The following is a 12028-nucleotide window of genomic DNA, read 5'->3' as shown; positions in this document are numbered from 1 at the left end:
CGTAAATGATTAACTAACTGTCGGTAACAGCCGGTCTGTCATTCACGGAATACGCAGAAACGTAGATGCACCCTGAGGGTGGGAGGTGAAGTCGCTCTTGGAGGGGAAAACGGCATTCGCGTGGAACGCACGGGTGCCAGCAGTGAAAGCAGCAGGCAGAATACGAATAAGGCGCCGTCAAATAATACGGGCGGCACGCTCAGCAGTGATTTGGCGCTCAGCTCACAGGGCGTGACCGGGGCGTCACTGTCGGCCTGTGGGCTTTCGGACTGGGCAACAACGGCGCTGGCAACGGTTTGCATCTGCAACGCGTGCAGGCCCGCCATGCGTTGTGCGGTACAAACCAGTACCACGACACATGCCAGACAAAGAAACCATATTCCTATACGCTGCTGTTTTACCATTAGGCCCTCACTGTTTAACCCGGCCTATCTTAGCGGCTGGTGAAAGATTGGCAATCTTTGCGCTGTAAAGTTATGTCGGGGACTGATTTTAGCCGGGGGTTGATTGTTTTATCGGCAAACGATGCAAAAGATGTCTTGCAGGCTTTGACAAGCCAGAGCGCCCTCGCTAATATTCGCCCCGTTCACACGATTCCTCTGTAGTTCAGTCGGTAGAACGGCGGACTGTTAATCCGTATGTCACTGGTTCGAGTCCAGTCAGAGGAGCCATATTTAAGAAGCCCGCTTAAGGAAACTTAAGCGGGCTTTTTGCATCTGGATTTTTCATACAGCCTTTACGCCCTCACAAAATTCACTTTTCCCTCGCGCAAGGCATTCACTTTTTTAATTCGTCGGCTACTATTCAACTGTGCCGTACGCTTTTCGCGCGATCAAAGCCCTCTGTTTTATAAAATAATTTTCCGCCTGCAGGCCGTTATGTTAGTAAATTTTCACGAAGAAATGCGGCATATTGTAGAGAACGGCGGAGAACGTGTAGCGATCCTGAGAGATATAAAAGAAAAGCCCCCGCATGAGCGAGGGCTTAATTTTCTTTATTTTTATTTTTCGTAATGTAAAATTACAAGTGCTTACAATCTTGTGCATCGGGAAATCGGTGTACTAGATAATAATCTGTGAACATTTCCCTTGGTGTTGCTCAGGTCTTTGACCGCCTGACCAGTTTGCGTGTTGGCGCGGCCGGTCAGGATTTTTTTAGTTTAGAGAAGGCCTTAGGCAAAAAAAAGCTGTCTTTAAGTACAGGGGGACTTCCACATACAGGGATACGCTATGTGTTCTGCAATTGAATTTTTTATAAGTCATCATAATGATTTACACCCAGGTCTTGCCCGGGAGCTGTATGCGTTGCGCAAAAAAACATTTCATGAACGGCTCGAATGGGATGTGAAATGTGAAGATAATCTGGAAAGAGATCAGTTCGATAACGAGAATACAACTTATTTAATGGGCATGTCGGAAGGCCAATTGTTTTGTGGCGCGCGCTTTATTGACGCTAAATACCCGACAATGACCGATGAAATATTTCATCAATATTTCAATAATATTAGTTTACCAAAAGATATTCCATGCTGTGAAATCACCCGATTATTCCTCGACAAAGAACGTCGTGACGACGGTAATTTACGCACCCTGCCCGCCAGCAAAGCCTTATTCCTGGCGATGATTATGTATTGCATTAAAAACGGCTATCCCGGCATGCACGCGGTAACCAGTCGTGGGATGTACGCCATTTTCCGTCAGGCAGACTGGAAGGTTGAGGTGATTCAGAAAGGGCTCTCAGAGAAGGGCGAGGCGGTTTATTATATTTTTATGCCCGCCAATCAACAGATTATCGAAGACATTATCAATAAAGACAACAACAGCGCATGGCTGCGCGACACGCTTACACAGCTCAACCACCTGTAGTATTTCGGTCAGGCGTTCAGGTCCAACAAGCGGAGTTCGATACTTAATTTGACCGCGTGGCGGGCATTGTTTACGCCCAGCTTTTTCATGGCATTGCCCATGTGGAATTTTACCGTACGCTCGGTGATTGAGAGAATCACGGCGATTTCTGCATACGTTTTACCGGCATAAACCCACTGCAAAATTTGCTGCTCACGCGGCGACAGGAAGACGTTTTTTTTCTGCCGAATATCGCTGTATAAATTCAGCATCTTTTGATGCAGCCTGATAAAGAAAGCAATCACCGCTTCGCGGTTTTCGGTCAGGTTAGCGTCGGAAGGCTGATGGCTGATCAGCGAGAGCACCACAAGGTTATTAACATAGTCATGCAGCGGGTACGTATGCCCCTGAACGATGTTGTGCTGCGAGCCTTCGTCAAAAATACGTTTCAGCGTATACCCGGAAGAGACCATCATGCCGCTGTCCCAGGAGAAATCCTCGAGGCTGCTGAGAGACCGGACAATCACCGGGTCAATAAACTGATATTTATTTTCGAGATAGATGTTAAACCATTGCGGATTGTTATTGATAATACGCATCTGGGAAGGGTCTTTCTTATTCATCACAGCATACGCATAGGTCGTATGTTTGTAATTCAGAATAAATTCATCAAGTTCGCGCTGAATTAATGAATTTACCTTGCTGTCATTATAATACGTGTCCTTCACAACCATGGCCATCCGTAGAATTAAGAGAGCAAAGTATAGATCATTTCCCCCCTCTTTCCACGCCTCAATGCCCCCAATCTGATGAATAAGCGCAGGAATGGCCTAATATCCATTCCTGCGCGCAGGGAAAATAAAAGTTAAATCACGTTATCATCACGCACTTAGATCTCTGTCAGGATCTGACTAAAATCAAGGCGCGACTTCGGCAGCCTGGCGTTAAAGTCCTCCACGCTACGGTAGCCCAACGCCACCATCACCACGCTGGTAAGGCCTTTCTCACGCAGGCCAAACTCTTCGTCCAGCACGGCGGCGTCAAACCCTTCAATCGGCACGGCATCAATATTCAGGGTGGAGACGCCCAGCAGCAGCGTGCCCAGGTTGAGATAAACCTGCTTCTCCATCCAGTGCTGCGCATCTTTCAGGTCAAAACGGTGCTTATTGGCATAGAAAGAGCGGCCTTTGTGCTGCCCTTCTTTTGCCTGCTCGGTGGCAAAACGCCCGTCTTCCTGCTCTTTTTGCAGCAGCGTATGCAGGTGAGCATCGTCGTAGGTAGTTTTCGCGCAGAACACCACGACATGTGAAGCATCCAGCACTTTGGGCTGGTTTGCCGCGTAAGGCCCGGTGGTCGCTTTCGCGATACGCGCTTTGCCTTCATCCGTGCTCGCCAGAATAAAGTGCCACGGCTGCGAGTTGGTGCTTGAAGGACTGAGGCGCAGCAGATTTTTAATCTTATCCACATCTTCGGCGGCAATTTTTTTAGCAGCATCGAAAGCTTTCGTCGCATAACGGCGGGAGGCAGCATCAATAATGTTCATGATTTTTCCTGAATAAGTCTTTGTGTTTTGCAGCGGCCTGCCTGGCCGCCGCGCATATAAGTTAAACGGCAACTTCGTCCAGCGGCACCAGCTTCAGCGGTTCCGCCAGCAGGGCGTCCATCTGCTGCACAAATGCCTGGAAGTGAGGCAGCGAATTGTGCAGATCAAGCGCCTGCTGGCCCCGCCACGACTCGCGGACATAAAACGTATCAGGCGCTTGTTGAAGCTGGAACAGCGTGTAATCGAGGCAGCCCGGTTCAAGGCGGCTCGGCGCAACCAGCGCTTTCAACGCGGCTTTCAGATTATCCTGCTGACCGGCTTTCGCCTTCAGCATTGCAATAATGGTCAGCGTTTCCGTCGTCGCCATATCAGAAGCCCTCCAGCACAATTTTGCCCACCGCACGCCCGGTTTCCAGCAGCGCGTGGGCGCGGCGCAGGTTGTCCGCGTTAATCGTGCCATAATGTTCGCCAAGCGTGGTTCTCAACACGCCCTGGTCGATAAGCTTCGCCACGCGCGTCAGCAGGTTGTGCTGTTCAATAATATCGCTGGTGACGAACATCGAACGGGTAAACATAAACTCCCAATGCAGCGAAATGCTTTTGGCCTTGAGCGCGCGAACGTCCAGCGCGACCGGGTCATCAATCAGCGCAAATTTCCCCTGCGGAATGAGCGCTTCGATCAGCTGGGCATAATGCTCCTCGGTGTTGGTCAGGCTGGCAACATGCGTGACGTGCTTCACGCCAATACGCTGCAACTCTTCGGTCAGCGGTTTGCTGTGGTCGATAACGTGGTGTGCGCCAAGCTCGGTCACCCACTTCTGGCTTTCAGGGCGAGAAGCTGTGCCAATGACCGTGACTTTTGTCAGCCTGCGGGCTAGCTGGGTCAGGATAGAACCCACGCCACCGGCCGCGCCGACGATCAGCAGCACTTCACCTTCGCTGCCGTTTTCCTGAATGCCCAGGCGGTCAAAGAGCATTTCCCAGGCGGTGATCGCCGTCAGCGGCAACGCGGCCGCTGCGGCATTTTCTACGGATTGAGGTTTAAGCGCCGCAATGCGTTCATCCACCAGTTGATATTCGCTGTTGCTGCCGGGGCGGGTCAGCGAACCGGCGTACCATACCGCGTCGCCTGGTTTGAACAGCGTCACGGCTTCGCCTGTTTCCACAACGGTGCCTATCGCATCCCAGCCCAGCACGCGAGGCGTGTCGCTGCTAAAGCCGCTGCGGACTTTGGTATCCACCGGGTTGACGGAAATGGCGTTCACCGCCACCAGGATGTCGTGGCCCTGAGCAACAGGTTTTGGCAGCGTAATGTCCTGCAGCGCGTCAATATTGCTGCCGTCTTTCGCGGCGCGGGTAATAGCAATAGCTTTCATAGCAGCTCCAATAAGGTAATGGGTTCATCAATTGAGTAAAATCATGGTACAAGGAGCGCGGAAGCTGAAAAACAGGCGCCAGGAAACAACACTTATACTCGGAGAGTGAAAATGCTCAGGCTGGAAGACCTTACCCTGTTTGTCAGGGCCGCGGCGTTAAACAGTTTTAGCGATACCGCCAGAGAAGCCGGCCTGCAGCCAGCCCAGGTGAGCACGGCCATTAAGCGCCTGGAGCAAAACCTCAATATTCGCCTGTTCGCCCGCTCTACCCGCAGCCTGAGGCTCACGCCGGAAGGCGAAGCGTGGCTGCCCTATGCCATGCAGGTATTGCAAACCCTTGATGCCGGCTACGAGCAGATCCAGCCTCCCAGCGACGAAGTGCGAGGTACGCTGCAAATCGCCGTCCCTTCCGACCTGGGCCGTAATTTGCTGCTCGACGTTTTCCGTCAGTTTCGCAGCACTTACCCGGCGCTGAGCCTGAAACTTCTGTTTTCCGACAGGATAACCGACGTGTTTAAAGACCCTGTGGATGTGGCTTTTCGCTATGGCAACAACGATGATGCGTCTTACATCGCCCTGCCCGTCGCGCCAGAAAATCGCCGCGTGCTCGTGGCGTCTCCGGCCTATCTTGAACGTAATGGCGAGCCGCAAACCCTTGCCGACCTGGCTCAGCACAACGCGCTCACGTTTGTGCTGCGCGGGCGGGTGCACAATAGCTGGTCGTTTAGCCTGCACGGCAAAGAGCAGCAGGTGGCGGTGAAAGGCACGATGATGAGCGATGATGCGGAAGTGATTCATCGCCTGGCGGTCAAAGGCGAAGGCATTACCTATAAATCCTGGCTGGACGTGAGCGAAGATGTGCAGGCAGGCCGCCTGAAGCTGCTGCTGCCGCAGTACGAAGGGGATAGCATTCCGCTGAATATGATTTGCCCGCACCGTAAACAGCTGTCTGCCACGGTGCGGTTACTGCACGAAGCGGTCAAAGCGCGCTGCGAAAACGCAATGCGTACCCTGCCCACGATAGAAAGTTAAAACGTTACCCAGTCATCCCCCGCCGCGCCAGCAGCGGCGACTTTCGCCTGAGGTTTTACCTTCGTTTCCACCACGGCCTGTTCTTCACGCCCGGACAGGCGGAATCGCGCCACCGCTTTTTGCAGCATTTCAGTCTGGCCTTCGAGCGCCGCCGCAGCCGCAGAGATCTGCTCGACAAGGGCGGCGTTTTGCTGGGTCACGCTGTCCATTTCGCTGACCGCCACGCTCACCTGCGAAATCCCCTTGCTCTGCTCGTCGGTCGCCGAGGCAATTTGCTTCATGATTTGCGTAGTATCGGAGACGGCCTTCAGCACCTCTTTCATGGTGTTGCCCGCCTCGTTGACCAACGCCGCACCGCTGTTAACCCGGTTCACCGAATCGGCAATCAGCGTTTCAATCTCTTTCGCAGCGCCCGCGCTACGGCTGGCCAGATTGCGTACTTCACCCGCCACCACCGCAAAACCTCTGCCCTGCTCGCCTGCTCTGGCGGCTTCTACGGCGGCGTTAAGCGCCAGGATATTGGTCTGGAATGCAATGCTGTTGATGACGCTGGTGATTTCACTGATTTTACGGGAGCTGTCGGAGATCCCTTCCATCGTGACCACCACGTCCCCAACCAGCTTGCCGCTGCGGCTGGCGGTTTGCGACGCTTTCTCCGCAATGCTGCTGGCCTGGCGGGCGTTCTCGGCGTTAAATTTTACCGTGGCGGTCAGCTGTTCCATGCTGGCAGCGGTTTCTTCCAGCGCGGCGGCCTGCTCTTCGGTGCGCGAAGAGAGATCGTTGTTGCCGGAGGAGATTTCCGCCGACCCACGATAGATATTCTCCGTGCCGCTGCGAATGGCGCTGACCGCATCGCGAAGGCTGGCCTGCATCTCGGCAAGCAACGGGAACAGTTTGCCTACGCAATTGCGCCCAAAGTCCTCCACGGGATGGCTGAGATCGCCTTTTGCGATAACCGAGAAATGTTCACGAATGCGATCCAGCGGCTTCACCAGCAGGTTCACGAGGTAGCGGTCGGTAAACAGCAGGATCAGCAGCCCAATTACAATCGCCACCAGCACGGTGATTTTCATCAGCCGGGTTAGCGAGTCTACGGCCACTCGGGTGCGGTCCAGACGTTCTTCGGCCACGGCGGTAAATTTGCTGCTGCTGGCCCCAAACGCCCTGCTCAGGGGCGGCGTAACCTGGGTGGCCTGCTGGCGATAATCTCCCGCGCTCCCCTGCTGAGCAAGCTGCATCTGTACCGCCACGCCGTTATCCAAAAGCTGCTGCCATTTTGCTATCACGTCGGCGGAAACCAGCGGGTCCATCGGGCCCGGTGAAACGCTTTTCAGGCGCTCAAGCTCGCTTTTCATGTTATCCAGCGCTTCCTGCACGGGCTTAAACTCGGCAGTTTCGCCTGCGGCCTTCGCTTCCATCACCCGCGACAGGCGGGTAATAAAGCGGAAGTACTGGTCATTCCCTTTGCTGAGAATCGTCATCTGTGACACCAGCTGATGATCAACGGCGTTACCGTCCCCAAGCTTCGCCAGTGAATAGACGGTAAACACGCCGACGGCCGACCACAGCAGGCAGAACAGCCCCAGCACGGTGAGCATCACCCTGCGTACGGTAAAATTCTTAAACATCCCCATGTTGTTCCCCTCATCATTATTGTCGTTATCCCATCAATCTCGGGTATCAAAGGGGTTATCGGCAGTCTTTGCGCGGGTATTCATTTATTTGTGATGAATTTTTTATGAGGCTCGCAACTCGGGCCCGGTTCCCCTTCCGTTCTGCTCCCGGCATGACATACTGAATGTCTAATCCGGCCTGAACCGGTAAAGGAGAATCAATGAATAATAACGCTGTATGCCAGGGGCTGACGCCTGCTGAGGCCCTGGATAAGCTGGAAGCCCTGTACGAAACTTCGGTAACCGCCCTTCGCGACGCGATTGCCCTTTACACTCAACAAGGCACGCTGCCGGACGTCGACGCCCGCTCCGACGGGCTGTTTGTCTACCCTGAACTGCGCGTCAGCTGGGACGGCGTTCCCCGTGGCCCCAAAAATACCCGCTCCTACGCCCGCTTTACCCACTCCGGCAGCTACACCACCACGGTGACTCGCCCCGCATTGTTCCGCGACTATCTGAACGAACAGCTGAGCCTGTTGTGTGAAGACTATGGCGTCCACATCGAGGTTGGGCCTTCTCAGCACGAGATCCCTTACCCTTACGTGCTCGACGGCCTGAACCTCGACCGCACCATGAGCGCCGGGCTGACACGCCATTTCCCGACCACCGAGCTGTCGCAGATTGGCGATGAAACCGCCGACGGCCTGTTCCACCCGACGGAAGCCTTGCCGCTGTCGCACTTTGACGCCCGCCGCGTGGATTTCTCGCTGGCACGCCTGCGCCACTACACCGGCACGCCGGTTGAACACTTCCAGCCTTTCGTGCTGTTCACCAACTACACCCGCTATGTGGACGAGTTCGTCCGCTGGGGCTGCCAGCAGATACTCGACCCGGACAGCCCTTACATCGCCCTGTCCTGCGCCGGTGGCACCTGGCTTACCGCCGAAACGGAAGCTCCGGAAGAAGCCATTTCCGATCTGGCGTGGAAAAAGCACCAGATGCCTGCCTGGCACCTGATCGACAAAAACGGCAGCGGCATTACGCTGATTAACATTGGCGTGGGCCCGTCAAACGCCAAAACTATCTGCGACCACCTCGCGGTGCTACGCCCGGATGCCTGGCTGATGATTGGCCACTGCGGCGGCCTGCGCGAAAGCCAACAGATTGGCGATTACGTGCTGGCACACGCCTACCTGCGCGATGACCACGTGCTGGACGCGGTGCTGCCGCCGGATATCCCGATTCCAAGCATCGCCGAAGTGCAGCGTGCGCTTTACGACGCCACCAAACAGGTCAGCGGCATGCCGGGCGAAGAAGTTAAACAACGCCTGCGCACCGGGACGGTGGTCACCACCGATGACCGAAACTGGGAGCTGCGCTATTCTGCCTCCGCGCTGCGCTTTAACCTCAGCCGCGCGGTGGCTATCGACATGGAAAGCGCCACCATTGCCGCGCAGGGTTACCGCTTCCGTGTGCCATACGGCACGCTGCTGTGCGTTTCCGACAAACCTCTTCATGGGGAAATCAAACTGCCGGGCCAGGCCAACCGCTTCTATGAAGGGGCGATTTCCGAACACCTGCAAATTGGCATTCGCGCCATTGATTTGCTTCGCGCAGAAGGCGAAAAGCTGCACTCGCGCAAGCTGCGTACCTTCAACGAGCCGCCGTTCCGTTAACAAAAATAATAAGGAAGCTGGATGCAACACACTTCATCACTCGGCGCCCTGCGTGCGCTACTCAAAGAACGCGAGCTGGATGGGATCATCGTGCCGCGTGCCGACGCCCATCAGAGCGAAGATTGTGCCGCTCATGATAATAAACTGGCGTTTATCAGCGGCTTTACCGGGTCCGCCGGGCTGGCGCTGATCCTCGCCGACCGCGCCCTGCTGTTCGTGGACGGGCGCTACCAGGTTCAGGCTCGCCATCAGGTGAACCTGCAGGAGTTCGAGATTCATCACCTGCACGAGGAGCCGCTGCACCTGTGGCTGCGGGACAACCTGCCTGCGGGCAAACGCATCGCCTTCGAGCCGCTGCTGATGGTTAACAGCCAGTACGAAAGCCTGCGCACCAGCGGCTGTGACCTGGTGGCGGTGGATGACGACCCGCTCGACACGATCTGGCCAGACCGCCCTGCGGCACCCTGCGGGGAAATCAGCGCCATGCCGGACGAAATCAGTGGCGAAAGTTCTGCCTCAAAACGCGATCGTGTGGCGCAGGCGCTACACAAAGCCGGGGCCGATTATCTGGCTCTGACGCTGCCGGACAATATCGCCTGGCTGCTGAACGTGCGCGGTTCGGATATTGCGATGAACCCGGTGCCTCACTCCTTCGCGCTGGTGAGCGCCGACGGCGGCATTGAGTGGTTTGTCGCCGAGGGCAAACTGCACAATCTGGATAAAGCCCAGCTCAGCGGCATCTCTCACAGCCCGATGGGTGAATTCCTCGCCCGCTGCCAGCAGGCGGCGGCAGGTAAACGTATTCTGATTGATGCTGACTCTGCGCCGGTCGCGGTGCGCTTTGCCGTCGAGCAAGGTGGCGGCAGCGTGTTGTGGGCACCCGACCCTATTACCCTTATCAAATCCAATAAGAATGAAACCGAGCTGGCGGGCTACCGCGACAGCCACGTCGAAGACGGCGTGGCCTGGGTGAATTTCCTGAGCTGGCTAACCCATGAAGTGCCGCTGCGGGAGGCCGCAGGCAACCCGGTCACCGAGCTGGAAGCCCAGGAAAAACAGCTGAGCTTCCGCCAGCAAGGTGCCACTTTTACCGAGCAGAGCTTCAGCACCATTTCCGCAGCGGGCAGCAACGCCGCAATGTGCCATTACCACTCTTCACCGGAAACGAATTTCGCCCTCACCGGCGAGCAGTTCTACCTGAATGATTCCGGCGGGCAGTATATCAACGGCACGACGGACGCCACGCGCACGCTCAGCTTTGGCGAGCTGGACGCGACCCGGCGCCTGCATTACACCGCCGTGCTGAAAGGCTTCCTGGCGCTGATCTCACTCCAGTTCCCGCAGGGGACTCAGGGCCACCAGCTCGATGCCTTTGCCCGTCGCCCGCTTTGGGAACTTGGGCTGGATTACGACCACGGCACAGGGCATGGCGTCGGCCATCGGCTGATGATCCATGAAAACCCGCACCGCATGGCGAAGAAGGTGAACCCGTGGCCGATGCTTCCGGGCAACATCATCACCATCGAGCCGGGTTATTACCTGGCGGATAGCCACGGGATCCGCATCGAAAACCAGGTCGAGGTGGTTGCCTCCCGGCCGGGCTTCTGCAAGTTCTCGTCGCTGACGCTTATCCCTATTGACCTGTCGGCGGTAGATTTTGATTTGCTGAGTACCCAGGAGATAGCCTGGCTTGATGATTACCACCGGCAGGTGCGCCAGACGCTCTCTTCGCGCGTTGGGGAAGAAACCCGTCGCTGGCTTGCTTCAGCTACGGAACCGGCCAGCGTTCAGCGACGCAGGTAACCGCTCAATGGCCGCAGAAATGCGGCCTTTTTCATTGATTTGCTGGATTAATCGGCAGTTGAACGCATTTCACCAAAACAGCCTTTGACAACCCAGACTCACCCCGCTAGTATTCGCCCCGTTCACACGATTCCTCTGTAGTTCAGTCGGTAGAACGGCGGACTGTTAATCCGTATGTCACTGGTTCGAGTCCAGTCAGAGGAGCCATATTTAAGAAGCCTGCTTAGGAAACTAAGCAGGCTTTTTGCTTTTGTATGTGTTGAGATTAACTCAGAATAGCGTCCAGCCTTGCCAGCACTTCATTCACAATAGCCTCGGGTAGACGTTCCAGACGCTTACCATTTCTGGCCGCCATATCAATCGTTCTCGGTTGATCACAGCGAATAACACCCGTCGTTTTGGTCTCAGCATCATCCAGTGAAACGGTAAAACCGGCTGTACGGGCAAAGTTTCCTCCGCTGGTGACAGGAACAACAACGGGTAGTCGGGTCAGCTTGTTAAACGATGCCTTCGAGACGATAAGTACCGGACGCTTTCCACTTTGCTCGTGACCGGCAATTGGATCCAGTGAAACGAGCCAGATTTCCCCTCTGTCCATTTACAGGATCTCCTTGCCTACCGCAGGCGAATCAATCCATTCTCGATCCTCTTCACTCATTTCGGCGTGCGGGTCGCACTGCGCCAGCAGTTCCTCAAGCGAATAACGAGGCCGTTTCTGGGGTTCAATAATCAGGCAGCCATTATCAATGGTCATGCCCACTTCGCTGTCCGTCGACAGCTCCAACGTTTTCAGCACGGCGGGAGGAACCGCCAGCATGATAGAGCCGCCGACCTTTTTAAGGCGAGTTGTATGCATAGAGCACCTCCGAATATTATATTTTAATATAACATTCACGGTAAGGGATGCACAATTATTCATCAGATTCATTGTGATTTCCTTAGCGTAATAGTGCGTAAAGCAAGTCTTAATCCATCGAAGGGCAGATCCGGCATTTTTCAAGTAAGAAGGCCGATAATAGAAAACTCTTTCTGCAGTTCAAAGGATTATGGCGGTTTGGATAAACGAAATGCGGCGCAGCTTCCGTATTCGGGCTGCGCCGGAAGAAGATCGAAGGTGAAAAGCCCGCTTAACCTTCTTAAG

At 55.1% G+C, this 12028-nt stretch carries 12 protein-coding genes and 2 tRNA genes; 6 read left to right on the top strand and 8 right to left on the bottom strand.

The features are described 5' to 3' along the window. Nucleotides 1–38: 38 nt before the first annotated feature. The gene (locus JT31_RS20445) at nt 39–404 is read right to left on the bottom strand and encodes a hypothetical protein (protein ID WP_038481471.1); all 366 of its coding nucleotides are present in this window, start codon (nt 402–404) and stop codon (nt 39–41) included. 191 nt (nt 405–595) lie between these two features. Between JT31_RS20445 and JT31_RS20440 the strand changes: the two genes are divergently transcribed. Next, nucleotides 596–671: transfer RNA gene (locus JT31_RS20440), tRNA-Asn, on the top strand. Between the two features lie 558 nt (nt 672–1229). Continuing rightward, entirely contained in the window at nt 1230–1865 is a 636-nt protein-coding gene (locus JT31_RS20430) for an acyl-homoserine-lactone synthase (RefSeq protein WP_038481465.1), read from the top strand. Nucleotides 1866–1873: 8 nt separating this feature from the next. On the opposite strand, the gene JT31_RS20425 is transcribed toward JT31_RS20430, so the two are convergent. From JT31_RS20425 to JT31_RS20410, 4 genes are all read right to left on the bottom strand, one after another. Beyond that, nucleotides 1874–2467 (bottom strand): helix-turn-helix transcriptional regulator, encoded by a 594-nt coding sequence (locus JT31_RS20425; RefSeq protein WP_235212890.1) that lies wholly within the window; start codon nt 2465–2467, stop codon nt 1874–1876. A 266-nt stretch (nt 2468–2733) separates the two neighbouring features. Further along, nucleotides 2734–3387: an oxygen-insensitive NAD(P)H-dependent nitroreductase NfsB gene (locus JT31_RS20420; RefSeq protein WP_038481462.1), complete on the bottom strand. Its 654-nt coding sequence runs from the start codon at nt 3385–3387 to the stop codon at nt 2734–2736. 61 nt (nt 3388–3448) lie between these two features. After that, nucleotides 3449–3754: a putative quinol monooxygenase gene (locus tag JT31_RS20415; protein WP_038481459.1), complete on the bottom strand. Its 306-nt coding sequence runs from the start codon at nt 3752–3754 to the stop codon at nt 3449–3451. Between the two features lies 1 nt (nt 3755). After that, entirely contained in the window at nt 3756–4763 is a 1008-nt protein-coding gene (locus JT31_RS20410) for a zinc-binding alcohol dehydrogenase family protein (protein WP_038481456.1), read from the bottom strand. A 111-nt stretch (nt 4764–4874) separates the two neighbouring features. On the opposite strand from JT31_RS20410, the gene JT31_RS20405 reads away from it, so the two are divergent. Then, complete coding sequence (locus JT31_RS20405) at nt 4875–5795, top strand: LysR family transcriptional regulator (RefSeq protein ID WP_038481454.1); 921 nt, start codon at nt 4875–4877, stop codon at nt 5793–5795. On the opposite strand, the gene JT31_RS20400 is transcribed toward JT31_RS20405, so the two are convergent. Next, the gene (locus tag JT31_RS20400; protein ID WP_038481451.1) at nt 5792–7429 is read right to left on the bottom strand and encodes a methyl-accepting chemotaxis protein; all 1638 of its coding nucleotides are present in this window, start codon (nt 7427–7429) and stop codon (nt 5792–5794) included. The two genes, JT31_RS20405 and JT31_RS20400, sit on opposite strands and share 4 nt — an antisense overlap. A gap of 200 nt (nt 7430–7629) precedes the next feature. On the opposite strand from JT31_RS20400, the gene JT31_RS20395 reads away from it, so the two are divergent. The 3 genes from JT31_RS20395 to JT31_RS20385 all read left to right on the top strand — a co-directional run bounded on the left by JT31_RS20395 (nt 7630) and on the right by JT31_RS20385 (nt 11094). Beyond that, complete coding sequence (locus JT31_RS20395) at nt 7630–9084, top strand: AMP nucleosidase (protein WP_038481450.1); 1455 nt, start codon at nt 7630–7632, stop codon at nt 9082–9084. A 21-nt stretch (nt 9085–9105) separates the two neighbouring features. Then, the gene (locus JT31_RS20390; protein WP_038481447.1) at nt 9106–10887 is read left to right on the top strand and encodes an aminopeptidase P family protein; all 1782 of its coding nucleotides are present in this window, start codon (nt 9106–9108) and stop codon (nt 10885–10887) included. A gap of 131 nt (nt 10888–11018) precedes the next feature. Then, nucleotides 11019–11094, top strand: a tRNA-Asn gene (locus tag JT31_RS20385). 58 nt (nt 11095–11152) lie between these two features. Here the strand turns inward: JT31_RS20385 and JT31_RS20380 are convergent. Further along, nucleotides 11153–11485: a type II toxin-antitoxin system PemK/MazF family toxin gene (locus JT31_RS20380; protein ID WP_038481446.1), complete on the bottom strand. Its 333-nt coding sequence runs from the start codon at nt 11483–11485 to the stop codon at nt 11153–11155. Next, a complete protein-coding gene (locus tag JT31_RS20375; RefSeq protein WP_038481443.1) occupies nt 11486–11743 on the bottom strand; it encodes an AbrB/MazE/SpoVT family DNA-binding domain-containing protein in 258 nt (85 codons plus the stop codon). Between the last annotated feature and the right edge of the window lie 285 nt (nt 11744–12028).

Source organism: Cedecea neteri (genome assembly GCF_000757825.1).
Lineage (GTDB): Bacteria > Pseudomonadota > Gammaproteobacteria > Enterobacterales > Enterobacteriaceae > Cedecea > Cedecea selenatireducens.
This window is presented reverse-complemented; position numbering and strand designations above follow the sequence as displayed.

Bases quoted from the DNA above. Each gene is read 5' to 3' on its own strand.
- JT31_RS20445 (WP_038481471.1), bottom strand. From the start codon at position 404: ATGGTAAAACAGCAGCGTATAGGAATATGGTTTCTTTGTCTGGCATGT.
- JT31_RS20430 (WP_038481465.1), top strand. From the start codon at position 1,230: ATGTGTTCTGCAATTGAATTTTTTATAAGTCATCATAATGATTTACAC.
- JT31_RS20425 (WP_235212890.1), bottom strand. From the start codon at position 2,467: ATGAATAAGAAAGACCCTTCCCAGATGCGTATTATCAATAACAATCCG.
- JT31_RS20420 (WP_038481462.1), bottom strand. From the start codon at position 3,387: ATGAACATTATTGATGCTGCCTCCCGCCGTTATGCGACGAAAGCTTTC.
- JT31_RS20415 (WP_038481459.1), bottom strand. From the start codon at position 3,754: ATGGCGACGACGGAAACGCTGACCATTATTGCAATGCTGAAGGCGAAA.
- JT31_RS20410 (WP_038481456.1), bottom strand. From the start codon at position 4,763: ATGAAAGCTATTGCTATTACCCGCGCCGCGAAAGACGGCAGCAATATT.
- JT31_RS20405 (WP_038481454.1), top strand. From the start codon at position 4,875: ATGCTCAGGCTGGAAGACCTTACCCTGTTTGTCAGGGCCGCGGCGTTA.
- JT31_RS20400 (WP_038481451.1), bottom strand. From the start codon at position 7,429: ATGGGGATGTTTAAGAATTTTACCGTACGCAGGGTGATGCTCACCGTG.
- JT31_RS20395 (WP_038481450.1), top strand. From the start codon at position 7,630: ATGAATAATAACGCTGTATGCCAGGGGCTGACGCCTGCTGAGGCCCTG.
- JT31_RS20390 (WP_038481447.1), top strand. From the start codon at position 9,106: ATGCAACACACTTCATCACTCGGCGCCCTGCGTGCGCTACTCAAAGAA.
- JT31_RS20380 (WP_038481446.1), bottom strand. From the start codon at position 11,485: ATGGACAGAGGGGAAATCTGGCTCGTTTCACTGGATCCAATTGCCGGT.
- JT31_RS20375 (WP_038481443.1), bottom strand. From the start codon at position 11,743: ATGCATACAACTCGCCTTAAAAAGGTCGGCGGCTCTATCATGCTGGCG.